Raw genomic sequence first — 24,437 nt, forward strand, 5'->3', positions numbered from 1 at the left:
ATTTCTGGAGGAACTTAACGCAGGCGGAGCGGTTCGGCTGCCCCGCCGATCACTGCTTCGAGGGCATCTCTACCGTGGTGGCGTGCCCGAACGTCCCCCAGCAAGTTCGACCGGCGTCAGCGGTCGCATGCAGCGACAGCGCCGGAAGGACACAGAGCCGGAGCTCGCTATCCGTCGTGCCCTGCACAGGGCAGGGCTCAGGTATCGAATATGTGTGCCGGTCGCAGGCTTGCGTCGGCGGACCATCGACATCGCCTTCACCCGTATCAAGTTGGCCGTGTTCGTTGACGGGTGCTTTTGGCACGGCTGCCCCCAGCATGCGACCTGGCCGAAAGCCAACGCGGCTTGGTGGGAGGCCAAGATCTTGAAGAACCGCGAGCGGGACCAGGAGACCACCAGGCAACTCGAGGACGCGGGCTGGACCGTGATCCGGATCTGGGAGCACGAACCGGCGGACGAAGCCGCGACCCGCCTCGTTGACACGGTGAGGAGCATGCGAAAGTTGTGGGCTCCCACCCCCGACGCCGCCGCCGACCCGTCGCCTGGCAGCGATCGAACACGTCCGACGGATCGGTCCATCTGATCCCGCTGTCCCCTCCGCCCACGTGCACGCCCACCAATCACGCACCCGTCCCGCGCCGAACCTGATCGAGCACGTGGTCGAGGAGCCCAGGAACGTTGCTTCCGCCGAGAACGAGCTGACGGTCCAGCAGACGATTAGCTGTCTCACACGACGTCTCGCTCACGAGCGCACATCCGTGGCACGCCGACAGGTTGAGCTGCGACGAGCCTTGACGGTCGCTTTCGATGCACACTGGGTCGTTCGAGCAGACATCCGCATCGCTCAAAGCAGCCAACAGCAGCGGGAGGATCTTGTCCGGCTCACCGAGCCGAACGAGTCCGCCGAGCGTTCCCTGCGCATCCCCGGCAGCCGTATAGATCAAGATCCCCGCAGTCCGGTCCGGTCGATCAGAGTGGGCGTAGATGCGCTCTTGAAGAGACGCTGACGAGTAGCCGCTCGCAAACGCGAGCCTGCGGATGAGTAGGTGAGCGATCGTGTGCAACGCGACGAAGCGCGGCTCAGGCACGTCCAACCGGTGAGTCCACTGACTGGAGTTCCGCCGCTCTATCAGGATGCCGGCCCTCGCACGGACTTCGGGTAAGTTCTCCCACTCGGTCAACCGGTCCTCGTCGAACCGAAGGAAGATCCCTTCGCCGAACAGCTCGATGGCTGGGTATACCGGCCTTCGCTTCCGGTTGGGACCGAGGTCCGCAGGAATGAAATCGGCGTCAGCGCTATTACGTCGAAAGCCACAAAACGCTCGAACCTCACGGACGCGGTGCACCTGGCCAACGCTGACGAGTCGACTCGTCAGCGCCGAGGGCCATACCGCGTCGGTGGGCACCTTCCATCCGTCGACGACGAAGTCGCTGGCGCTGTGGTCCCTGCCACCTTCGAGCTTCTTGAGGAAAGCCGCCCACTCGCCGTCCTTCAGGTCGAGGCGCGGAGCCTCCGCGGAGTCGTCACCTCCGGCTGCGAGGGCGAGGACATCCTCCGCCGTCACCCCGAGCTCATCTGCGATCCATTGGGCCACCATCTCTGCCTGGGGACCACCGTTGTCCGAGACCACCTTTTCGAAGTAGGTGTGGTTCCGGATCTTGTCCGCTTTCTCTGCGGACTGCGGGCGCTCCTCTGGGATGTCGAGTGCCGAGAGGCGCTCGGCTATGTAGTTGCCGGTGGCGCCACGTTGAACGGCGATGAGATGGTGATTGCAGACGTTGCCGGGCTTCGGATCCTCCCAAGGCTGGGTGCCTTCGCATCGGATGCCGTCGCGGTGCAGCGACTCCTTGCTCACGAGCGTGGAGAGGGGGCGGGATCTTTTGCACCCGTTGCAGACGACACGGAGCGACGCCAAGCCTTCACCGTGCTGGGACGAGCGTACGAATTTCAGTTCCTTGTACGCCCTGCAGAACCGCACAGCCTCGGTGACGTCTGCGTCGCTGCCCCGGTGCGCCCACTTGAACCAGGGAATGTCCTGGATGTGGCTGCCCTTCTCGCAGATGGCGACGTATCGCATCGGCACGAGGGCCCCACCGCAGTCGCAGCGGTTGATCCAACGGCCTTTGCTCCTGGCGGTCATCTGCGAGAGTTTTGTGCACCGCTCGCAGAACCGCCAGGCCGGGAAGCGCCAGTAGAAAAGATGTGCGGTGTCCTTGGACGGACGGCCCGAGTGAGCAGGCGCTTGCCGAAGGACCCCGGGGCCCAGGCGCGCGAGGAGTCTGTCGCAGCTGATCTCAGGGGCGAACTTGAGATCCCACCACGACGTGTCGGGTGCTATCAGAGACTGCCCGAGCACATCGACGATGGCCCCCGCACCGAACGGCGTGACCGTCTCGGAGAGGCGAAGATCATGCAAGATCCGCTCCATGGCCGCCTCCTTCCATCGGCTCACGTACCTGAACGGCGACATTCGGCTCGACCGACCGCATCGAGTCGGCGACCAGCCATCCCTCCCCGCTCTGACCGAACCGCTTCAACAGCGCTTCTTCGTCTGCCTTCCGGCGGTCGTAAGGCAACGTAGCTCCTGCCTCCCGCGCGAGCTTTGCGCGACGATCCCAATCGCGCAGGAGCCGCCACACCTCTTCCTCTGTGTCTTCTGCCTCGATTCGCTCCGAACGGCTCACCAGTTCGACGAACGCCGCGGCGAGCCTCTCGATCGTCATGCTCATCCGACTGTCGTCAAGATCAAGGCGCGACGCCGCATCGTTCGCAGCAAGAGCCGGGACGGAGTGCCGAAGCAGCGCCACAAGGGCGCCCGCCAACGACCGCGCACGGGAGGCCAACGACCATGGGGTGACACTCGTCGGTTCGACGTTGCGGTAGAGCGCCTCGTGGTAGCCCCGGAAGGTCTCGAAGTGTGACCGGTCGCGCGCTCGGTTCGACCTGAACAACGTCGTGACGATGCCGTTGTTCTTGCCACGGCCGACGCGGCTGGTGGCCTGAATGTACTCGGCGGTCGTCTTCGGCTGACCGACCATCAGCATCAGGGCCAGGCGAGGGATGTCGATGCCGACTGACAACATGTTCGAGGAAAGAACCACATCGATCGCTTGGTCGGTTCGATCGGCGCTTCGACCAAGTTCACGCAGGTCTTTGGGGAGTTCCTCCGGGCCTCGCCGGCTGGTGAGCTCCAGGACACGGTCGGCGCGGACACTACGCAACGGCAGGCCCAACCGATCCGACCGCGGCTCAAGGCGCCCGTTCACGTCGTCGACCACCAGAGTTCCCGTACGGCCGAGCTCGCGGAGGCTGTTGTGATACATCACCGCAGTCCAATAGGAGTCCCGCGTCGCACCCGGATCGGGGTCCCTGGCCAGCACCTCAGGAATCTCGATCAGAGGCGTGGTCGCGGCGATGACCGCGGACACTTGCGATAGGGATTGCGGCATTAGTCCGACGTACAGCCGACCCTCGCCGCTCTCGACGGGGCGCGAGAAGAAGGTTCGATCTCCGTCGAGGCCCGCCGGCGGGTACAGCGCGACGCTTCGCCCGTACAGCCCCTGCACCTGTTCGTCCGAGGCACGGATCGTTGCTGTCGAGGCGACGATCTTGGGAACCGCACCATCCCTGCTCAGGAGCATCTGGATCACGGCGTCGAAGACGGCGACCGTCGTCCCGAGCGGCCCCGACAACAAATGCAGCTCATCCTGGATGATCATCGACGGCTGACGGAACGTCGTATTGAGGCCGAGCAGGCTGCCCGCCTGCGGCTTGAACTGGAGACGTGCGAACTTGTCGACCGTCGCGAGAAGGATCGTCGGCGGCTCCTCGTAGAGGACGTCGTCGACGACCGTCACGGGAAGTTCCCTATGAAACGGGCAGCTCGCACGAGTGCAGTGGATGACGACGTCGTGGCCGACGGCGCGCAGTCCGTACCGATTCAGGTCGGCGGACCTGGCATCGGGCAGAAGCGCGGCATCGCACCACGGACAGCTTTCGACCTGGAACTGGTTCGCTTCCTCGGGCCTTGCAGCCTTGTGCAGGCGTTCGAGAGCGGCCTTCGCTTCCTTCCTCGTGCCGGGCGTGACCTCGTTGCCGACCCAGAGACCGATGGAGAACGGCGCCATGCCCTTCGCCCGCGGATCCTCGCGTCGGAGCAGCTCCATCGCGCAGACTAGCGACGCCGCACGCTGAAATTGCTGGGACGTCAGCAGACGGAGCGTGTAGCGGGTGATCACCGCGGTCCCGCCGCCCGCGACGCCGTAGGCGATCCGGCGACGGAAGATCTCGATCGCCGCCAGACCGAGGTACGCCTCAGTTTTTCCACCGCCCGTAGGGAACCAGATCAGATCGACCAGCTCCCGATCATCGTGCTTCTCGTCAACCGTCGATGCAAGCGCCACCAGCAGGAAGCCGAGCTGGAACGGACGCCATCGGGGTTCCTCCAGCTCGGCTGGATCCTTGCCGGCTTTGATCGCGGTCTGGCGGATCTGCATTCGCATCGCCGTCATGCCGAGCGCGAAGGCGGCTCTCAGCGAATCCTGTTCAGGGGCACGCAGCAGGTCGACACCGGCTGCCATGCGCTGCGCGGCAGTACGTGCTCGGTCGGTGATCGATTGCGCTACCGCTGCCCGGTGCCCGAAGCCGTCGACGCGATCCTGCTGCTCGGAGACCCAGGCCGAGAAGGCCTCGACGAACGCGTCGAGCATCGACGCGATCTCGTCGGGTTGCGTGTCGATCCGGGACAGGTTGTCGAGGCGCAGCGCATCGGCCTCGACGGAGTCGGATTTGAACCCGGTGGTCTCGACCGCGGCGACGACGAACGCCGGCACCGGTTCGAGGAAGACTCGGGCGCACTCGCCATCGGTGAGTTCCCAGTCGGCTGCCATGCCGTGCCCGACCGCGTACACCTTCTTGTCGCGGTAGCGGAGGCGCAGCTCCGCTGACTCGGCGTCCATGTCGAAAGAAGGTGAGATGTCGTACTCGAAGATCTGTCCGCCGGGCGCGGGCGCCACGCCGAGCGAGACCTGGAAGAGCATCAGGCCGATGTCGCGCCGGTCGTCGCCCATCGACTTTGACAACACTCGGACATGCACCGTCACGAGATAGGCATCACCGTAGGGACGCCATCTCGATCCGATCTCGATCGGGACGTCCCCGGCGCTGAGCTGGTGCAGGGGCAGCTCTCGGGAGAGTGCGACTCCTTCAAACCGGAACGGGCTGCGTTGCCAACGCGGTGGACCATCGTCTGCGACCGGCCGATAGGTTCCCCCCGAGAAGTCGCACGACACAGTCGTCCGGTCCGTGATGAAGGAGATGGCGGCCGACGAGGGACGCCAGTCCTCGGCGAGCGGCACGCCCGCACCGTCCTCCTCAACGTCTCCTGACACCACATCGGCTTCGGCCTCCGTCCCTTCGGAGTCCTCGGGCTTCGGCGCCGAGGACGCGGACGGGAACAACATCCCTACGGCGTACTGACGGTCCGGCATGTTGAGGACGACCTCGTCGTCATCACCGTCCGGTCCGACGTACGCCGCTCGAAGATGCTTCAACGCGATCTCCTGCGCCTTGGTCCTGGTCACTTCGTCACCAACCGCTGCCGGGCAAGTTCCTGAAGGCGTTTCTTGTCGGCCTTGGAGGCGACGATGTGCAACGACACGCGAGCCCGCGTCACGGCGACATAGAAGGCCGCGGTCCCGGCCTGGTCGTAGGACGAGGGCAGGTCGCAGACGACGACGTGCTCCGCTTCGAGGCCCTTTGCATACCTCGGGCTCGTGACGGTGAACCCGTGGCTCGTTACGGTGGGTGCTGCACCGGAGGTCGTGCTGATGATCCAGATGTCCTCCCTACGGACGCCGTCGGCCGCCAACCCCCTCGCGACGGACTCGGCCGCGCCGATGTCAGGATCCCCGTCGGGCGTGTGCCACTGGACCTTCTCCCCATGAACGATGCCCGGGTCTCCGACGTCCGCGCCCAGGTACTCCTGAATCATGTGCACGATCGCCCGAGTGTTCCGGACGTTGAGGTCCAGGTCGACCGAGAGCGCCTCGGCCGAAACGAGCTCGAAGACCTCCTCGTCGAAGCCACCGTCCACGTGTGCCTGGTTGTTCGTGTCGAGGAACATCCGCCACCGCCCCGCGGCGCGTCCGCCCGCGACGACCGTGTCGAGCCGGTCCATCACCTCAGCGGTCATCAGGTCCTGAGCTTCGTCGACGAACACGGCGTCATAGACCTTGGCTGGCTTCAGTTGGTCGAACGGGAGAAGGTCGATGCCACGATCGGCCACGTACGTTGCGAAGAAGCGCATGAGCTCCGGCGAACGGAAGGTGATCAGGACCGACCTGCCCCGATCCGCGTCCTGCTTCGCCCCCTCCAGCAAAACAAGTGACTTGCCCGTGCCGGCGCCGCCGAACACCATCACCCTAGGGTTGCGCGCCAGCGAGGCGAGGACCCTGCCTTGGCCAGCCGTGGCCCGGTTCTGCTCCTCGATAACTGCTCCACGCTGTGCATCGATCACGGGCATACGCGTGAACTCTCCGAACAGACGGGCCCGCAGGTCGCCGGGCCTTGCGATCTTCTGGCCGGACGGCGGCTTCCGGGCAGCGACCGCTATCGCATCGAGCGCGCCGGTCATTCTCATGACGGTCATGTCGTCCCTCGCCAGCCAGTGAGTCGGCTGCCATTCGAGCGCGGGCGGAGGAGTGTCGATGTCAGGTGTTATGACGACGGCCTCGTGCGCAAACCAGCCGACGCCCTCCTCATTGAGGATGTCCCGCAACGCGTACATTGCGGACCTTGCCTGTTCCATCGGCGATTCAGCCAGCTTGTGCCAGTCGCCACGTCGGTCGATGCTGTACCAGGCGCCCTCATACTTCCTGACCCCGCCACCCTTGGCCTCGACAAGAATGACGATCTTTTTCCACAGGACGACGAAATCCGCCTCGGCCTGCTGCTTGTAGGCGTGGGAGCGCAATTTAACCGAGTGGAAGGCGACCGCGTCTGGGTCGGCGTCGATCCTGTGCAGCAATCGGGCGATCCTGCGCTCGGCGTCGCTGCCAGCGTTCCTCTCGATGTCCTTCAGGTCGGGAACAAGGATCACGCGCGCTGCTCCTGCCAGAGGTCTTCGTACTCTCGATACCCAAGCAGCTCGTTGACGTCTCCAAAGTTGTCCGCCATATCAACGATGAGACACTCGGCCTTCCCGCCATTTTCAGGGCCGCGCAGGCCACGTCCGGCCATCTGGATGTAGGCGTTCGGGCTGAAGGTCGGGCGAGCGATGTAGAGGGCGCGGACGCCCGGGGCATCGAATCCCTGGATCAGCAGGTCGCAATTCGCAAGGACGCTAATCTCGCCGCTCTTGAATCGCTCGATGACGTCGCGGCGCTCCTGCCTACCGGTTTGTCCGCTCACGGCGGCGGCCTCGATGCCGCGATACCGCAGCGTCGCGGCGAGCACCTGGGCCGAAAGGACGTTCGGTGTGAACACCAGCACCGGCCAGTTCACGTCCAAGCTCATGATGTGGTTGACGAGGATCGACATGCGGGCCTGGTTCCGGCCGATGCGGTCGAGAACGCTCTTGCTGATCCTTCGCTGCGTCGTGGCTTCGGCGATCTCATCCGGCTGGAGGACGACCTCGATACCCGGCAACACCTCGTGCTGGACTCGCGCAAGCACTCCGAGCTCTGCGAGCTGCTTGTACGCGTTGCCCTGGAAGGCGTCGAGCTTCCTGTTGCCGAACCGGCTCGCAAGCGCCGCAGTCGCTGACTCGGACGTCCCCTTGAAGGGCGTCGCGGAAAGCCCGACCAGAGGGCGTTCCCAGCCGCGGCCGGCCACGCCGAGCCAATTCAAGATCCGCGTATACCGCTCCGAACCACCCGCGCGGTGCCCTTCATCGACGATGACCGCTGACGGATCGCTCAGCCACTCGTACTCGGGGCTGCCCAGGACGGCATCGAGCTTGGCGTCCGTCGCGACGACGACGCTGAACTCCGTGTCCGGCTTGTGCACCGTGTTGCTCTCCCACAGGCGCCCGATCGTCAGCGGGCGCTCGTCCCCCAGCCCTCGCCAGACGGTGCTCCAGGTCTGCACGGCCTGCTCACAGAGCTCCTGCGACTGCGCGATCCACAGGACCGGGCCGCTGAGGCTCCCCTCAATAAAGAGCCTGAGCACGGTCTCCGTCGCGACACGTGTCTTGCCCGCACCGGTTGGCAGTTCCACCATCGCTTTGAGGTGACGTCCGTTCGCCTCACGAAGCGTGAGTACATCTCGCAGCTGCCGACTGATTTTCTGCTGGAACGTGTGAAGGGGGTTGAGCTTGATGGCGCCGGGGACGACGAACTCGTCGGCCTGGTGCTGGTTGCGACGGCCGGCGTACTCGGCCGCAAATCCCATCTTCCGCAACCAGGAGATAGTCGCTGCGCCGCCTGCCCATGTCGTCGGAACGTCAGTGAACCCTTCCTGCCGGAACAGGTCGGCGAGCAGCCGGATCGAGTCAGTGCCATAAACCGTGAGGAAGAGGTCCGCGACGGAGGTCTCGTCGTCGACCAGCCCTTGCGCTTCGAGTGCCTGCCATAGCCCCTTGGGTAACGCATCACGCAGGTCGTCCGGGCCGAAGTAGACATCGAGTCGCTCGGCACCGGTCGAGGCTGCTCTGGCCTCCTGACGAAGCATTTCCAGGCGGCGGTCGAGACCCGTCTTCAGGACTCCCTCAAGCTCTGCGTTCGTGAGACGCAAATCGAAGGCCTCATTGACGTAGCGGAGTAGCTGGCGCTCATCCGTATCGCTCCGCACCACGAGGCTCAGCCCGTCGAGATGCAAGTCGAGCGACTGATCCTCGACACCGTCCTCTGTGGTGACCCTCTTGATGATCTGGATTGCCCGAGCGACCGTCGCGTTGTTCACCTTGTCGGCGACATGCGTGCCACGTAACCCAGTGAAGACGTCGACGACCCTTTCGCTCTCCTGAAGTCCCTCGATCAGCATCGAGAACGCAAAGCTGTCCTCGAACCGGCGGCAACCCACCGACTCCACAAGTTCGTTCGCCTGATCGTCCGTGACTCGCAGATATGGGCGCTGGCGTGACGAGAGAAATTCCGCCTGCTCGCCCGTCGTAGCGAGGTAGACCGACGCGGGCGAACGCCCCTCGATCGCGCGCTTCACCCGCGCCGGGATGCTCGGAGGTTGAGCACTCGGGTAGGCGACGCGGCACGCCGCCGCGATGAACTCGACGAGCACGGCGTCGGAGATGTCCCGCGGGAACAATTCGGCTTCGAGCGCTTCCTTGAGCACGGGAACGGGTACCGCGTCGAGTTCATCCGGGAGCTCCAAGGCGTCGGCAGCCTGCCCCGGCCCGCGAAACAGGGGGAGGAATTGCTCGTACTTGACAAGCGACGGAGCGACGACTCCGGAGGGCGGGCGAAACCCTCGGTTCGACCGCACCACACCGGCACGTTCCGCAGCCCAGCGAACCGGCGACCGGACGTGATGGGTCGTGCCCGTGTCGAGATCCTCGCAGGTCCAGTCGGAGTCGCCGGCGGTGAGCAACCCGACCGTCCAAAACTCTCGCACCTGGTCCGATGCTTCGGCGTCACGCAGCATGAACAGCATGGAGAACGGGCCGGGGCCCTTGCCGGGAAAGAGCTCGACGTGCTCGATCGAGCGCTCGCCAGGGCCCCGCCTCGAATTGAGTGTCTCCAGGACCCACTCCCGGTACTGCGCGAGAGATGGCTCGTCCTCCGCGGAATAGTCCTTAACGGGCCCTCGAACGACACCTAACCGGTGCGCCACATCGGGCAGGCAACGCTTGCGGTCCAATGTCTTCGATGCGAACCCATCGCCCAAGGACTCGCCGAGATCGAAGACCTGACGAGGCCATGCCCACCCACCGTCACGCGTCGGGACCTTGACGGTGGCCGAGTGACTTGCCAACTTCTGTACCGCTACATCGGCACGCACTTCGAGAACAGCGTCCCAAACCTTGGAAAGCTCTTCGTCGCCCGCCGACGCATCCGAGAGGCGCGCAAGGCGCGCGTTGAGGATCGCGACCGGATCCAGGTCCCGAAATCCAACTTCCCTGAGACGGGCTTCCACGCTCGGCTGCGCCAAAAAGTCGGACGAAACGAAGACCGCCCCGTCGATCTCGATGCCTTCCTCCTGGTGGAGGAAGATGACGTTCTTGTCAATCAGCGCATGCATGCCATCGGTGGTCGGGATCACCTTGGCCTGATCTATATCAGGCAGATTTCTGTGGCCGCACACGAATTTGAAAGCGTGCACAGCGGACAAAGCATCGGTACCTTCGGCCCACTCACGTAGCCAGGAGAGAAGACCTCGCTTCGGCAACGCCTCCAGCGCACGCTTCGTGTCCCTGTCGTCGCCATCGATGGGGCTGCGAGGAGCCGCGGCCGCGAACAACTGCCGCAGGCGGGTGAATCGCTGCAGCGAGGTATAACAACGCCAATGGGGAACGTCATCCCCAGTGTTCGGAGAAAGAATCCATGCATGATGGATGCTCTCATCGATTGCGATGGCGAAATCCAGGGGACGCAGCTCCGTGGTGCGCGTCAGGGCACCCGTGCCATCGGGGACGAGCTCGTGGCTCGCTGACATCTGCGGCACGTGCGCGCAGAGCAGCTCGTCGCCGAACGATAACGCCTCCTTGCCTCGCGCTGGCATGTAGTCGAGGTGGGCCGCGGGGTCATCGAGCGTACTCACCCGCGGCAGCATGCCGACAAACATCTCCGAGAGCGTCCGGAGTATCTCTCGGTTGTAGTCGTTCCGCAGCAGCGTCGTCCTGTCGTCGTTCACGCTCCATGGAGCGTTGAAGAGAGCGGACGCGGAGGTCTGATCCTGGAGGGGGAAGTACGACCAGAACCGCCCGATGCGCAGCCTCGCGTGTCGCTTGGGAATCGCGACGGCAACCTTGACTTCCACACGTGAAACGGCTTCCCCGACCTGCTTCCGCGCCTCCAGGGACGGAGCGTGCATCCGATTTTCGACGATCCACTCGTCGCCCGAGCCATCAGGGCGCTCGATCTTGAGTACGCCACCACCCAAATCGCGAGACACGTGACTCGTCTCAAATCCGTCGGCGGCGAGCACCCTGAGCTTGACCTTCCGTACGGCACTGACGAAGAGGAGGAATTCAGAGGAGAACTTCTCGATCTCTCCGCGAAGCCGCTTGAGATTGGATGCCCGCGGAAGTTTGACGATGGTGGTTGCCCACTCAGCCAGTTCCGCAAGAATGGGGTCGTCGGCGAACGCGGTGACCGGGTCGACGATGGTTGGGGTGCGAAGGGCCGGATAGCGTTTCGCGATGGATCCGATCTTGGCGATCTCGGCCTGGGCTGTGGGCGAGTTGAATTCGAACGAAACCGAGCGACTGAAGACCTGCGGAGCGTCCGAAACAGCGAGGACCGACTTGAACCCGAGTCCGAACCGTCCGATCTCATCGCCTCGCTTACCGCTGAGGTGCGCATGCGTGATCGCCGTGAGGCCGTTCTTCGAGAACGGACGTCCCAGATTGGCACAGTAGAGGCTCTGGTTCTCCATGTCTAGGACGATTTCGACCCGACCAGCGAATTCTCCTTGGTCTCCGCTGATCCCCGACATAGCGTCAGCGGCATTCTGGACGAGCTCCAGGAGTGTCCGATTGGCATACCCGCCGACCCGGATGGATTCCTCGTGGTTCGCGTGCTCGGAGATGAGATTCGGGTTCGCCCGGTAGGAGGCGATGGCCCTGTCGAATTGATCCTTCACCTCTTGAGTAAGGCCTGCGTCCGGCGTCCAGACCTGCCGCGTCATCGTCACCGGTGAACTCTCCTCGCATACAAGGTCTCCGCAGGGCTGCGACCAGGCTCAGACACAGGCACGCCCTTTGTGCTGGTGCCTCCTACTCCACGCTTGCCGGACCCCACCGGCGAGCCGACCGCACCTCGGCCCTTGCCGAAGCGCACATCTGCCGGCAAGGGACCGACAGCCAGGTCCACTTCAACCGCGGGCAGCAATACCAGCCCAACAAGCATCGACACCCACCTCCCCACAAGGCGTTCCTGGACCTTACGGCAGGAGTCCTCCCAGCGGGACCCCAGGTACTCAGCCGATCAGGTTGCTCGAGCTGGCCTTCTTGCGCTGTCAATTACCTACGCAGTTGATGTTGCTTCCTGGCAACTATCGCCGCAACGGCCCGCGCTCTGAGATGCAGGAAGCCGCCGGGGCATTGGATTCGTCCCAGCGATGCAGGCGGCCTCTGTCCGAGATCGGACATTTCGTATGGGCCCATACCCCCAGCTCGGGCAAAGGCACTGCAAGCGGACGCCTCGGTGATGAGAAGCATTGGAGCGGCAGTTGCTGGCGGGAACGTTGCACCGCCCGACGTCCGCCACTCAGTACCGGCCTCCCAGAGACTGGTGGCCGCCGACCCGCGGTCGGCGGCCACCAACGTTCAAGCGGTGCATTGCCTACCGGACGCCCACCTTCTGCTTGTTGTAGTTGCTGCCCTCACCGTCCGGCTTGTAGTTGCTCTCCACGTTGCCGGCAATGTCGATCGAGAACCAGTTCACGGTCGTGTCGCTGTTCACCGTGATGCTCTGGACCCCCTCGCGCATCCCAGCCAGCGCCAGCTTCGCCGAGCTGTAGGTCGGCCGGCTCCCATCAAGCGTGTAGTACACATTCGCCGGCTCACTCGTGCTGAACGTGAACGCCGTCGCCCCCGCCTCCTGCTTGACAACCTTCAGCGAAGTCTGCGGCTGGATCTTGTCCGTCGCGTACGCCCGGGCCACCTCGAGGATGGCGATGTTGCCGTTGGCGAACTCCATCGCCTCCTCATGCCCCTCGGCGAACGGCGGCTGGAAGCCGACCGCGCTGAACCGCCCGGTCGTCGGGTTGTAGATGTCGGCGCCGACTTCGAAGTCCCAGCCGATGATGCCCCGGTTGTACCAGTGCTCGTCGGCGCTGTTGCCGGCCGCCGAGTACAGCACGTCGGTCACCGGTCCGGTGCGGCCCGGCCAGATCGCCGTGCCCCGGTATTCCTGGACGCGGGAGAGGATGTAGTCCGAGGAGGTCCAGAAGTACGCCTCGGTGCCCTGGTCCACCCGCGGCAGCACCTCGCGCCCCTCGGCCTTGTACGCGCCCGGTGGCCACATGAAGTACCCGCCGTAGGAGTGGGTGTTCATCGAGAGCTTGATGTTCGGGAAGTGGTCGACCAGCCAGACCTCGTTGCGCGCCTCCGGCTCGGACAGCTCGCTCGGGCCGGCGAAGGTGTCGCTGGTGCAGTTGGTCGCCGACGCGCCGACGTAGCCGTCGAAGACGGAACCGACCGAGAAGTTCCGGTTGAGGTCCACGCCCCAGGCGTTGCGGCGGCCCGGGTCGGCGTTGGCCGCCGGGCAGTAGTTGGTCATGTTCCGCCGCTGCATGTTGAAGTCGTACATGCTGTAGTGCGCGCCGTCCGGATTGACGACCGGCAGGATGAAGATGTCCAGGTCGTCGACGATCTTGCGGGTGTTCGGGTCCTGCGCGTAGTTGCGCAGCAGCCGCTCGGCCGACTCGACGCAGACCAGTGGGGTCACCCACTCCCGGGCGTGCTCCTGGCAGTAGAGGAAGACGCCGACCTTCGAGCCGTCGCGGTGCTTGCCGATCCGCAGTGCCTTCATCTGGAACGGCTCGCGGGACACGCTCGCCGGGGCCTTGAGGTTGTCGGTCAGGGTGGTCACCGCGGCCGCGGTCACCACGCCGGTGCCGGCGTTGCCTCGGTACGTGCTGGCGGTGAGCAGCTTGGCCGCGTCGGCGTTGCCGTTGACCGCGGCGACGACCTGCGCCGCCGTGCTGGTGATCGCGCCGGAGCCGTTGGTGGCCAGGCTCACCGTGACCGCCTTGCCGGACACGCTCACCGTCAGCGGGGCGTTGGCCGTGCCCGGGTTGACCAGCGACATGCTGATGTCGTTGCCGCCCTCGGAGCCGTACGCGGTCGAGGTGACGTAGACGATGCTCGCCTGGGCGGTGCCGAACTGCGCCTGCGCCTTGCGCCGGTAGCCGTTGGTCTTGTACGGCAGGTCGATCAGCTCGGTCAGCTTCGGGAACGCCGCGGCAAGCCCGGTGAACCGGGCGGTGACCTCGGTCGGGTCCATGTAGTGGTCGACGAAGTCCGAGACGTACGGGTGGTCGCCGGTGACCTTGCGCGGGCTGCCCAGCCATTTCGCGACGTCGACCGTGGCCGAGCCACCCTTGTTGCTGGTGATGGTGGCCCTGGCCGGTGCGGCGGTGATGGGGACCGGGTTGCTGAATCGGTGGTACATGTACTGGCCGGCGTCGGTGAAGCGGGACATGGTGGCGGTGCCGCCGGAGCCGATCTCCGTGCCGGGCCCGCTGTCCCAGCTCGCCGTCAGCACGGTCGTCGAATCGGTGCCGGCGCTCGACTTCACCTCGATGTTGAGGAAGAGCTGGTTGTCGAGGCTGGAGAACCATTCGGACCGCAGCACGGTCAGGGTGTCGGTGCTGGCCGTGGCGGCGGTCGCGGCCCGGATGGCGGCGGACCGTTCGGCCATGTTCTGCGCGTAGTCGCTCTGGTCGGAGATGGCGTCCTGCACGTCGAAGCCCTGGTCCCGCAGCGCCTGGCTCTCCTCCGGGCTGAGGATCGCGTGCACCTCGATGCCGTTGTCGACCGGCTTGGTGTACTCGGCAAGGTCGACGCCGAGGTCGTTGAGGCGGTCGATGCCCGACTTGTCGGCGACGACGATGCGCATCAGGCCGACGCCGTGCTGTTCGCCGGTCGACGATCGGTCGGGGATCACGGCGCTGTCCGACGTCGGATTCGCGACGCCGGGTGCGCTGACGGCGAGGGCCAGCGGTAGCGCGAGCAGGGCCAACAAGCGGCGCGGTCCGTGGGATCTTCTTGTACTCCTCATGAGAGTCCTTCCGGGCGAGGCGATCCTGCCGGCCGCGCAGTCGAGGGGACGGCCTCGGCTGCCGCAGCTTCGCAAAGTGTGATCGCCGTCTCACCGTCAGTCAAGATCGATGACCGCAGGGTGGACGTTGGTCCCGGTCGCAGCTCGTCTTCTTGGAGCGCGTGACCGGCTAATCAAGGGTGGCGTACACCGGGTCCTTCCGGCCGGCGCGCTCCGGGCACCGGCCGGTGGGGCCGCCGACCATGCCGATGCGCCCGTCATCGCACACGATCAGGTAGCCCTTGCCCGCCCAGAAGCCGTCGACGCAGGTGAAGTAGCTGCACACGCCGGCGGCCGGCTCCTGGACGAGGTCGCCGCCGCAGTAGTTGTAGCCGTACGGATTCTCCGGCGCCCCGCACCGGTCCGCCGGTATCGGCGTCGGCTGGCCCCCGGAGGCGGTCGGCGGCGCCGGGGTCGGGCTTACCGGGCCCGGTCCGGCATCGGTCGGGCGACCCGGGCCCGGTCCGGCATTCGGTGGTGGCGTGGGCCGCGGGACGGGGCGGGGAGTCGAGGTCGACCGACGCGGCGCGCCGGGGTCGACCGGATGGGGGGTCGGCGCACCGGCGGCCCCGCCGGGAACAGTCGTCCTGGGTGCCGCCGACGCGGTGGTGGGGGCGCCACCGGGTGGAGAAGTGGTGGCGGCGTCACCGGACCCCGTCCCGGTGCCGGGTTCCGGCAGTGGGCTGCGCAGCGGCGCGTCGGCGACACCGCCGTCGAAGGCGTCGCGCGGGTCGCCCATCATGGCGTACGCCGGCAGGGCGAGGAGTGCGACGGCGGCGGCAATCATCGCGGGGCGGGCGAGGCGGGCGCTCGCCGGCGCCTGCTCCGCTGTCGCCGCCACCGGCACCGGCGGCAGCGACCGCCGGTTCGCGGCCACCGCCCGGTCGAGCCGGGCGAGGACGGTCGGGCGCTGACCGAGGAAATCCGCGTACGCCATGGTCAGCCCCAGCCGGAAGCGGGCCGCGTCGTCCCCGGGAACCCGGAGGCCGGTCAGCGGCCGACCGTCGGCGGTGTGCAGCAGCGTGACGGGCGCCGTCGGGTAGTGCGCGAGGCCGCTCAGCAGCGGGAACGCCAACTCGCGATCCTCCTTGCGGCCGAGGAGGATGACGCGGCGATCGGTGACCAGGGCGGTCCCGACGTCGGCCACCCGGAGGCCGTGCGGCAGTCGGCGGCCGCGCTTCTTCCGGCGGACCGGCACCATGGCGAGTTCGGGTGTGGGCAGGTCGGCATGGCGGCCGGCCCGGACCTCCACCAGTTCCGCCTTCGGCTGCACGGCGACGACGATCTCGCCGTCGGCCAGGGCCACCGGCAGACGGTCCGGCGACCCGGCCAGCGGCTGCTCGGCCGCGGCTCGCAGGCGGAGCAGCCGGATCCCCCGCAGGGACCAGGCCTCGACGGCGTCCTCGTAGGCGCGCTGGCGCCGCTTGTTCTCGCGTGTCGCCCACCGGGCCCGCCAGCCCGAACCGGTCTCGTCCGGCTCCGTCACCGGCGAAGGTGCGGCATGACGTGGTGCGGAGCTCCTCAGGCCCGCCCGGGGCATGTCCCCACCTCCTCAGTGGACCGGATCGGTCACTGTTCGCGTACCCGCGGAGGCGGTCCGTCATTCCCCGGTGGCTGCGCCTACGCCTTCGCCGGGATCGCCGGCTCCGGCGGGGTGTGTGGGCCGCTGACCGGCCGCTCGTCGCCGTGCCCGGGCCACCACGCCTTGTGTCCGATCAGCGCGGTCAGCGCGGGGACGAAGAACATCGACATGACGAACGCCGACAGCACGATGCCGATCGCCACCGCGAAGCCCATCTGTTGCAGGAACGAGATCGGTGCGAGCATCAGCACCCCGAACGTCCCGGCCAGGATCAGGCCCGCCGCCGCGACCGTCGGGCCGGCATGCTCCACGCCGATGGCGGCCGCCTGGTGCGGCTCGTTGCCCTCCCGTGCCTCCTCCCGCAGCCGGGCGATCATCAGGATGTTGTAGTCGGTGCCGATCGCCACCACGAAGAGGTAGAGGATGATCGGCAGCTGGAAGGTGATGCCGGGCTTGCCCTGCAGCCCTTGGAAGAGGTAGACGGTCGCGCCCAGCGTGGCGGCGAAGTTGAGCAGCACCGCGATCACCAGGTAGATCGGCGCGACGAGGCTGCGCAGCAGCAGCGCGAGGATGAGCGCGATCAGGCCGGCCGCCACGGGCAGGATCACCGACAGGTCACGGTTGTTGGCCGAGTTGATGTCCGCGAAGATCGCGGTGCTTCCGCCGACCAGGGCCCGGGTGCCGGGCGGAGCCGCCGCGTGCACGGCGTCGCGCAGGTCCTCACGGACGAGCGTGATCGCCTCGTTGGAGACCGGGTTCTCGTTGAGCAGCAGGTTGACCCGGGCCACGCTCGGATCGCTGCTGCGCTCCGGCGGCTGCGCCCGGCCCACTCCCGGGGCCTTCGCCGCGGCCGCCGCGAAGTCGTTGACCTGCTGGTCGGTCAGCGGCGACCCATTGCTGGTGGTCAGGTAGACCTCGGTGGGGGCGAGCGCACCGGCGGCGAACCCGCGCTGCAGGTCCTTCGCGGCCTTCGCCGACTCGGTGTCCTGTGGGAAGCCGGCGCTGAAGTCGTAGTCGGCCTTGTAGGCCAGGGAGCCCGCGGCGAGCGCGACCAGCAGGGCGCCGGACGCCGCCGCGACGAGCGCCGGCCGGCGTCCGATGGCGGTCCCGAGACGGTGCGCCATGGTGGCCTTGGGGGCACGCTGCCACGCCTTGGACGGCCAAAAGACGTACCGGCCGAGCAGCGAGACGAGCGCCGGGATGAGCGTGAGTGAGGTGACCAGCATGACGGCGACGGCGATCGCGAGCGCCGGGCCGAGCGAGCCGAAGAAGCCCAGGGAGGCGAGGAGGAGCACGAGGAACGCGACGATGACCGCTCCGGCGGCGGAGGTGATGACCTCGCCGACCCGCTGGACGGAGACGATCATCGCGGTGCGCTTGTCGTCCCCCGCGCGCAGCCGCTCCCGGTAGCGGAAGAGCAGGAACAGGATGTAGTCAGTGCCGATGCCGAACAGCACGATCAGCAGGATCGTCTGCAGATCCTGGCTGACGCTGAGATCGAATGCCTTACCCGCGGCAGCGACGAGCCCGGTCGTGATGGTCAGGACGACGCCGATGACCACCACCGGCAGCAGCGCGGCGATGGGACTGCGGAAGATGATCAGGATCAGTCCGATGATCAGGATGATCGTCGCGATGCCGACCACGGAGAAGGCCTTGTTGAAGGTGTCCTCGTTGTCGACGAAGCTCGCCACGTCGCCGGCCACGCCCGCGGTCAGCCCGCTGCCCGCCAGCTCCGGGCCGATGGCCGCCCGCAGATCGCGTACGGCGTCGAGCAGCGCCGGGTCGTCCGGGGCAGGGGCGTCGAGCCCGACGTTGACCACCTGCACCGACTTGTCCGGCGCCACCGCCGGCGGGCCGGTCAGGTAACCGGACGTGTGCGGGATGTTCCTGCCCTTGAGCGACTGGGCGAGCTGGCCCACCTTCGCCTCGTCCGCCGACGTGAGCGGCTGCCCGTCGGCACGCTTGACCACGACGATCGCCGTCGCGGTGGCCTGCTGCGGGAACGCCTTCTGGCCAAGCTCAGTGGCCTGCACGGACTCGTAGGAGTGGGGCAGGAAGCTTTCCTGGTCGGCGGAGGTGATGTCGCTCAGCGACGGTGTGGTGAGGATGATGGCGGCGGCCGCGAGCAGCCAGCCACCGATCACCCACCACGCTCTAGCTACGACGAATCTGGCCAGCCGCTCGAACATGTTTCCCCCGCGTGTTCGGCACTTCCGACGATCGGAGCCCGGAGTGCGTGCAGGGGCCCCGCCAGTCACTCTTCCGACAGCCTTCGCTACCCGCCGTGCATCCTACCTTCGGCTGGCAATCCTTTTCGGACGCCGCGCGGCCGGGCGGTGGAGCCGGCGGGTGGTCAGGGCGCGGTTCGCGTGCTGTGGATCTCCATGTCGCTCGTGATCGAGCCGTCGCTGGCCGCGCCATCGATCTGCTGACGGGTTTCCGAACCGGCACCCTGGCGGCGCGAACGTCCATAGCCTGGCCGGTGGGAGCACGTGAGGGTGTCGAAGGAGGGCATCGTGGGCAACGCGATCAGGGACGCGCTGCAGGGCGTCCGCGAGGTCGAGATCACCGTGACCGGGCGCAAAAGCGGACGGCAGATATCGCACCCGGTGTGGTTCGTGCAGGAGGAGGACAGCGTCTTCCTGGTCCCGGTGACCGGCTCGAACAGCGAGTGGTACAAGAACGTCCGGCGGACCCCGATGATCCAGTTGGCCGCGAACGGCACGGCGTTGAGCTCCAGCGCCACCGCGATCACCGACGCGGACCGGGTCAGCCACGTCGTGGCGATGTTCCGCGACAAGTACGGGGCGGACCAGGTGGAGGCGTTCTACCCCAGGCGGGACGTGGCCGTCCAGGTCCCGCTCGGGTGATTCGTCAGCGGGACCGGCAGGCCCTGCTGCACCTCGAGGACCGCCCGCTCCCCCAACGGTCGCGCCAGCTCGACGGTGGCGGTGCGCCGCGCCCCGACGTCCCCGCACGACTCGTTCTCGGCGTGCCGTTGTTCGATGACGATCACGACGACGGCCAGGTCCGACTCGACCGGCTCGGTGGTGTAGTCGGCACCGCACGGCCGGCTGCGCGGGTCGGGGGACGCCGGTGAAGGTGACGGTCAACTCCTGTCCGGTGGTCGTCGTGGTCGCTGACTCGACCGGCAGCCCGCCGTGCGGGTGCTCGTCGTCCCAGGGCGGCGGCGCCACCCGGACCGCGGCCGAGGCCGCCAGCCGGACCAGCCGCACCGCGGTCCCGTCGAGGGTGTATTCCCACGCCGGGGCGGTCGCGGCGCCGCGGGTGGTCGACAGGGTCATCGTGGTCAGGCGGGCGGCGGTGACCTTCAGCGGCGCGCAGTCGACGCAGTCGCCGGTCCCGGCCGCGCGGAGCTGCGCCAACGCCTCGTCCGCCGAGATCACCGGTACGGGCTGCCTGGTGCCGTCGGCCCAGACGAGGCTCCCGGCCGACGTCGGCGGCGCGGGCAGCGCCACGGTGGCCTCGATCCGGCCGGCCGCCAGGCTCTCCTTGTAGACCCCGTTCGCCAGCTCCCAGTCACCGAGCTGCCGGGTCAGCTCGCCCACCGGCACGAACCGGGCGCCGCCGCCCGCCTCGCGTACCGCCTGGTCGTAGCGGGCCAAGGCGGCATGCGCCTGCTGGCGCAGCCCGTCGAGGTCGTCGCCGGCCGGGCTGCCCCCGACCGGCCCGCACCCGCCGATCAGGGCCACGGCGGCGATCGAGGCCAGCAGACCGCGTCTGGTCGTCATCTCCACGACCTCGATGCTCTTCCCTGCCGGTCATGGTTGCACCCGCATCCACCTATCGACTTCAGCTCGACGCGCACGGCCGATGCCACCGCTACCCGGCCCCCGCCTCGGCGCGGCGTCTGGTGTGCTTGTCCCCGAGCAGGTGGCGGTTCCCGGCTGCGTGCCGGAGGGAGAAGGGCGGTGGCGCGGTGCGGACCAGTCGGCTGGAGGCGTTCAGTGATGGCGTGCTTGCCATCATCATCACGATCATGGTGCTCGAGCTGAGGGTGCCGGAGGGCCACGAGTTCTCCGACCTCATCCACGCGACCGGCATCGGGCTGCTGACCTATCTCCTCAGCTTCGTCTACGTGGGCATCTACTGGAACAACCACCACCACATGTTCCATCTGGTACGGCAGGTCAGGGGCGGGGTGCTGTGGGCGAACCTGGCGTTGCTGTTCTGCCTCTCGCTGTTCCCGTTCACGACCGCCTGGATGGACGACTCGAGGTTTGAGCCAACCCCGGTCGTCATCTACGGTCTGAACCTGCTCGGCGCGGCCATCGCATACTTCGTGCTCCAGACCGTGATCATTCGGCAGCAGGGACCGGAGTCGGCGCTGCGGCGGGCCGTCGGCACCGACATCAAGGGCAAGGTCTCCCCGGTGTTCTACCTCGCCGGGATCCTCAGCGCCCTGGTCATCGACCGGAGCGGGCATGTCGGAGTGGGGATTGCCCTGGCGTGCTTCGTCATCGTGGCGATCTTGTGGGTCGTCCCCGACAGGCGCATCGACCGGGTGATCCGCGAGCACGAGGCCCAGGGATGACCGGCCTTCTCCGCTCGCCGGATCCGCCACGACCGCGCCTTCGACGAGGCGGTGTCCTACGCCCGGCTCCGCTGTCCAGGCTTGCGGTGCAGCGAGGCAGTTCCTGGGGTCGCCGCGCGGGTCGGCGCCACCGGGGTCAACTCGAAATGGACCGTACGGCCGGTCCTGGCCCGCCCGAGCCGGTGCATCAACGGCACGAGCACCCCGTGCAGCATCGGATGCTTCCGGGCCAGCGCGCGGCTGGCCGCCCGGTACTCCGCCCCGGTCAACCGCCGCGCCTCCGCCTCGACGGTGGCCCCGGTCGGCTTCCCCAGCGTCGTCGACGGCGCCACCGTCACCCGGGGGTTGTTGCGCAGCCGCCTGGTCTTCCACGCCTTCTCGAAGCTGCGCACGTACGCCCGCTCCCCGACCACGGCGACGCTCACCGCCGTCGGCACGCCCGTCCCGTCCCGCTTGTACGTGGTCAGCAGGACCGTCTTCTGGCGCAGCAGCGGCGCCCATGCTGCCGACGGGGTGGCGTCGACGTAGCCGACCACCCACCCGAACTGCCGCAGCCGCACGACCAGGGCGGCCAGGGCGAGCGCCGCGGTCAACCCGATCACCCAGGTCTGCCCCGCGCCGCCACCGAGGTCCGTGTCGAGCACGTGCACCACCGTGTGCGCCGCCCCGCCGACGACGTATCCGGCCAGGGCGACCGCCAGGGCGTCGGCCCAGATCAGCGCCAGCAGCAGGGTCACCCCGATGCCGAGCTGGAACGCCCCGATGTCGTGCACGAAGTGCTCGTGCGGCGGGAACGCCACCGCGGAGCTGAACGACTGCGGGCGCGTCAGCGCCCACACCCCGACCACGACCGCCACCGCACCGAGCAGCGCGGCCACGACCCGCACCATGTTTCTCATGCCGTCATGACGGGCCACCGGCGCCGCCTGTGACAGGAAGCCAGGGCCCGGGCCCCGCAGGTGGGACGCCGGCGCGTGGCGCGCCGGCGTCCTCGCCTGCCCTCCTGCCTCAGCCCTCGTGCGGGCCCTCGCTGACCCGGCGGACGTCGACCTCGACGTCGATCCCGTGCTGGGTGAAGATGTCGACGAACCGCTTGGCCCACTCGACCGCCTCCTCCTTCGACCGCACCTCGACCAGGCCGAACCCGGCGATGAGTTCCTTGGTCTCGGTGAACGGGCCGTCGGTGACGGTGGTCTTGCCCTTGCTGGCGGTGATCCGCGCCGACTCCTCGCCGCTCTTGCAGAGCCCCTCGGCGGCGACCAGGATGCCGGCCTTGACCACCTCCTCCATGTAGGCGCCCATCGTCTTCATGAACTCCGGCGTGGGCTCGAAGTTGCCGGGGACGGCCTCGTCCAGCTTGTGCATCATCATGTAGCGCATCTCAGTGGTTCCTCTCGGTAAGGGTGTGCAGGGAAACCGCGGTGAGCCAACCGAAGATCAGGGTCGAGCCGACGGCCATCCGGACGCTGATGCTGTCCTGATCGGGCCAGGCCATGACGACGACCGTCGCCACGACGACGAAGACCGACAAGAGCGCTCCGACACGTCCGAACCGGCGGGCGAAGACCAGGCTGGCGATGGTGAGCGACCCGAAGGAGAGCATCGCACCGACGCCGTGGCCGACGGAGTGCCAGCTCATCGTCTCGGGTGCCCCGTCGGGGGCGCCAGCGGGCCAGCCCATGCTGGGGTCGGCCCGCAGCACCCCGGCGATGATCAGGCCGGCGCCGAGGACCGCCACCAGCGCCGGCCCCCACGTCCCGGCCGGGCCGCCGCGCAGTGCCCGCCGGAGGCCGGCGGCGCCGGCGAGGGCCAGCAGCCCGGAGAGTACGAAGTTGCCGATCTGGATCCAGCCGTGCTCGCCGAGGGCGAGCAGGCTGAGCGGTTGCCGGCTCAGGTCGAAGCCGTCCCGGGTGAGCACCTGCGCGAAGGACAGCCCCAGGAACAGCGGCCCGGCGGCAGCCCCCGCGGTGAGCAGGGTGCGGGTCGGGACACCCCGGGTCGTCCCGGCCCGCGTCAGCGTCGTACTGGTCATCTCGATCTCCTCGTCGGTCGCTCTCACTGACGCGTCGATCGGGCGGGCCGGGATCCGACATCCGGTTTCAAGATTTTTTACGGGCCGCAGGCGGCGGCCCGGTCGAGCAGCAGCGCCCGCTCCCGCGCGTTGCCGGTGAGCGACGCAGCCCGCTCGAACTCGGCGCGGGCCTCCTCGGTGCGGCCGAGCTTGGCGAGCAGGTCACCGAGCACGCTGGGCAGCAGGTGGTAGTGCTCCAGCGCCGGCTCGTACTCGAGCTGCCGGGCCAGTTCCAGGCCGGCGGCGGGGCCGTCGGCCTGGGCGACGGCGACGGCCCGGTTCAGCTCGACCACCGGTGTGGGCACGAGCCGCGCGAGGTCCGCGTAGAGGGCCGCGATCCGCGGCCAGTCCGTCTCCTCCGGGGTACGCGCCCGCGCGTGGCAGGCGGCGATCTCGGCCTGGAGGGCGTACGGGCCGGGGTGGTCGCTGCGGGCCCGGTCGAGCGCGGCGAGGCCGCGGCGGATGAGCCACTGGTCCCAGCGGCCGCGGTCCTGGTCGTTGAGGAGGATCGGTTCGCCGTCGGGGCCGGTGCGGGCGCGGGTGCGCGACGCCTGGATCTCCAGCAGCGCGGCCAGGCCGTGCACCTCCGGCTCGTCGGGCATCAGCCCCTGCAGCAGCCGGGCCAGGCGCAGCGCTTCCTGGGCGAGCGCGGGGCGCATCCAGTCGTCGCCGGCGGTGGCCGAGTAGCCCTCGTTGAAGAGCAGGTAGACGACTTCGAGGACCGAGTCGAGGCGTTCGGCGCGCTCGGCCGGGCCGGGCACCTCGAACGGGATCTTGGCGGTGGCGAGGGTCTGCTTGGCGCGGGTGATCCGCTGCCCGACCGTGGACTCGGCGGTGAGGAAAGCGCGGGCGATCTCCCCGGTGGTGAGGCCGCCGAGCAGCCGCAGGGTGAGCGCGGCGCGGGAGATCGGCGACAGGATCGGGTGGCAGGCCACGAAGATCAGCCGCAGCAGGTCGTCCTCGATCCGATCCTCGACGGCGGCGTCGAAGTCGGGCAGGTGCTGCTCGTCGAGGTCCCGGCCGAGCTCGGCGAGCGTACGCTGCTGGGTCTGCCTGCGGCGCAGCATGTCGACGGCCCGGCGCTTGCCGACGGTCATCAGCCACGCCCCGGGGTTGGCCGGTACGCCGTCGCGCGGCCACTGCTCCAAGGCGGCCACGAGGGCGTCCTGGGCGAGTTCCTCGGCCTGGCCGACGTCTCGGACGATCGCCGCGAGGCCGGCGACGACCCGCCCGGCCTCGATCCGCCACACCGCCTCGACGGTGCGCCGTGCCTCTGGTTCGCCCAC

The 24,437-nt window shown here is 67.8% G+C and carries 15 protein-coding genes; 4 read left to right on the forward strand and 11 right to left on the reverse strand.

The window, feature by feature from the left end; genetic code table 11:
* Positions 1–127: 127 nt before the first annotated feature.
* Positions 128–583: a very short patch repair endonuclease gene (locus Q2K19_RS05395; protein WP_302772284.1), complete on the forward strand. Its 456-nt coding sequence runs from the start codon at positions 128–130 to the stop codon at positions 581–583.
* A 37-nt stretch (positions 584–620) separates the two neighbouring features.
* Here Q2K19_RS05395 and drmB read toward each other — a convergent pair whose 3' ends face one another.
* From drmB to Q2K19_RS05430, 7 genes are all read right to left on the reverse strand, one after another.
* The gene (gene drmB / locus Q2K19_RS05400; RefSeq protein WP_302768116.1) at positions 621–2,429 is read right to left on the reverse strand and encodes a DUF1998 domain-containing protein; all 1,809 of its coding nucleotides are present in this window, start codon (positions 2,427–2,429) and stop codon (positions 621–623) included.
* Positions 2,410–5,583: a helicase-related protein gene (locus tag Q2K19_RS05405; protein WP_302768118.1), complete on the reverse strand. Its 3,174-nt coding sequence runs from the start codon at positions 5,581–5,583 to the stop codon at positions 2,410–2,412. The genes drmB and Q2K19_RS05405 overlap by 20 nt, the downstream gene beginning before the upstream one ends.
* Positions 5,580–7,100 carry a nuclease-related domain-containing DEAD/DEAH box helicase gene (locus Q2K19_RS05410; protein ID WP_302768119.1) on the reverse strand — a complete coding sequence of 507 codons (1,521 nt, stop codon included), beginning with the start codon at positions 7,098–7,100 and terminating at the stop codon, positions 5,580–5,582. Before Q2K19_RS05410 ends, Q2K19_RS05405 begins: the two co-directional genes overlap by 4 nt.
* On the reverse strand, positions 7,097–11,803 hold the full coding sequence (locus Q2K19_RS05415) for a DEAD/DEAH box helicase (RefSeq protein ID WP_302772286.1): 4,707 nt from the start codon (positions 11,801–11,803) through the stop codon (positions 7,097–7,099). The genes Q2K19_RS05410 and Q2K19_RS05415 overlap by 4 nt, the downstream gene beginning before the upstream one ends.
* A gap of 656 nt (positions 11,804–12,459) precedes the next feature.
* Positions 12,460–14,865, reverse strand: a complete 2,406-nt coding sequence (locus Q2K19_RS05420; RefSeq protein WP_302768120.1) for a M14 family zinc carboxypeptidase — start codon at positions 14,863–14,865, stop codon at positions 12,460–12,462.
* A 205-nt stretch (positions 14,866–15,070) separates the two neighbouring features.
* Complete coding sequence (locus Q2K19_RS05425; RefSeq protein WP_302768121.1) at positions 15,071–16,426, reverse strand: hypothetical protein; 1,356 nt, start codon at positions 16,424–16,426, stop codon at positions 15,071–15,073.
* 134 nt (positions 16,427–16,560) lie between these two features.
* Positions 16,561–18,714, reverse strand: coding sequence for an MMPL family transporter (locus Q2K19_RS05430; protein WP_302768122.1), 2,154 nt, complete (start codon positions 18,712–18,714; stop codon positions 16,561–16,563).
* Positions 18,715–19,041: 327 nt separating this feature from the next.
* Between Q2K19_RS05430 and Q2K19_RS05435 the strand changes: the two genes are divergently transcribed.
* The 3 genes from Q2K19_RS05435 to Q2K19_RS05445 all read left to right on the forward strand — a co-directional run bounded on the left by Q2K19_RS05435 (position 19,042) and on the right by Q2K19_RS05445 (position 21,080).
* Entirely contained in the window at positions 19,042–19,395 is a 354-nt protein-coding gene (locus Q2K19_RS05435) for a nitroreductase/quinone reductase family protein (protein WP_302768124.1), read from the forward strand.
* A gap of 226 nt (positions 19,396–19,621) precedes the next feature.
* Positions 19,622–20,044: a hypothetical protein gene (locus Q2K19_RS05440; RefSeq protein WP_302768126.1), complete on the forward strand. Its 423-nt coding sequence runs from the start codon at positions 19,622–19,624 to the stop codon at positions 20,042–20,044.
* A 421-nt stretch (positions 20,045–20,465) separates the two neighbouring features.
* On the forward strand, positions 20,466–21,080 hold the full coding sequence (locus Q2K19_RS05445; protein WP_302768127.1) for a TMEM175 family protein: 615 nt from the start codon (positions 20,466–20,468) through the stop codon (positions 21,078–21,080).
* Between the two features lie 56 nt (positions 21,081–21,136).
* Here Q2K19_RS05445 and Q2K19_RS05450 read toward each other — a convergent pair whose 3' ends face one another.
* From Q2K19_RS05450 to Q2K19_RS05465, 4 genes are all read right to left on the reverse strand, one after another.
* Complete coding sequence (locus Q2K19_RS05450) at positions 21,137–21,979, reverse strand: PPOX class F420-dependent oxidoreductase (protein ID WP_302768128.1); 843 nt, start codon at positions 21,977–21,979, stop codon at positions 21,137–21,139.
* A gap of 109 nt (positions 21,980–22,088) precedes the next feature.
* Positions 22,089–22,460, reverse strand: a complete 372-nt coding sequence (locus Q2K19_RS05455) for a YciI family protein (RefSeq protein ID WP_302768129.1) — start codon at positions 22,458–22,460, stop codon at positions 22,089–22,091.
* A 1-nt stretch (position 22,461) separates the two neighbouring features.
* Complete coding sequence (locus Q2K19_RS05460) at positions 22,462–23,112, reverse strand: DUF998 domain-containing protein (protein ID WP_302768130.1); 651 nt, start codon at positions 23,110–23,112, stop codon at positions 22,462–22,464.
* Between the two features lie 77 nt (positions 23,113–23,189).
* Complete coding sequence (locus tag Q2K19_RS05465; protein ID WP_302768131.1) at positions 23,190–24,437, reverse strand: RNA polymerase sigma factor; 1,248 nt, start codon at positions 24,435–24,437, stop codon at positions 23,190–23,192.

Origin of the sequence: Micromonospora sp. NBRC 110009 (assembly GCF_030518795.1) — a bacterium.
Classification (GTDB): domain Bacteria; phylum Actinomycetota; class Actinomycetes; order Mycobacteriales; family Micromonosporaceae; genus Micromonospora.

Excerpts from the sequence above, each read along its gene's own strand:
- Q2K19_RS05395 (WP_302772284.1), top strand. The coding sequence starts at position 128 with ATGCAGCGACAGCGCCGGAAGGACACAGAGCCGGAGCTCGCTATCCGT.
- drmB (WP_302768116.1), bottom strand. The coding sequence starts at position 2,429 with ATGGAGCGGATCTTGCATGATCTTCGCCTCTCCGAGACGGTCACGCCG.
- Q2K19_RS05415 (WP_302772286.1), bottom strand. The coding sequence starts at position 11,803 with ATGACGCGGCAGGTCTGGACGCCGGACGCAGGCCTTACTCAAGAGGTG.
- Q2K19_RS05430 (WP_302768122.1), bottom strand. The coding sequence starts at position 18,714 with ATGTTCGAGCGGCTGGCCAGATTCGTCGTAGCTAGAGCGTGGTGGGTG.
- Q2K19_RS05450 (WP_302768128.1), bottom strand. The coding sequence starts at position 21,979 with ATGAGAAACATGGTGCGGGTCGTGGCCGCGCTGCTCGGTGCGGTGGCG.
- Q2K19_RS05455 (WP_302768129.1), bottom strand. The coding sequence starts at position 22,460 with ATGCGCTACATGATGATGCACAAGCTGGACGAGGCCGTCCCCGGCAAC.
- Q2K19_RS05460 (WP_302768130.1), bottom strand. The coding sequence starts at position 23,112 with ATGACCAGTACGACGCTGACGCGGGCCGGGACGACCCGGGGTGTCCCG.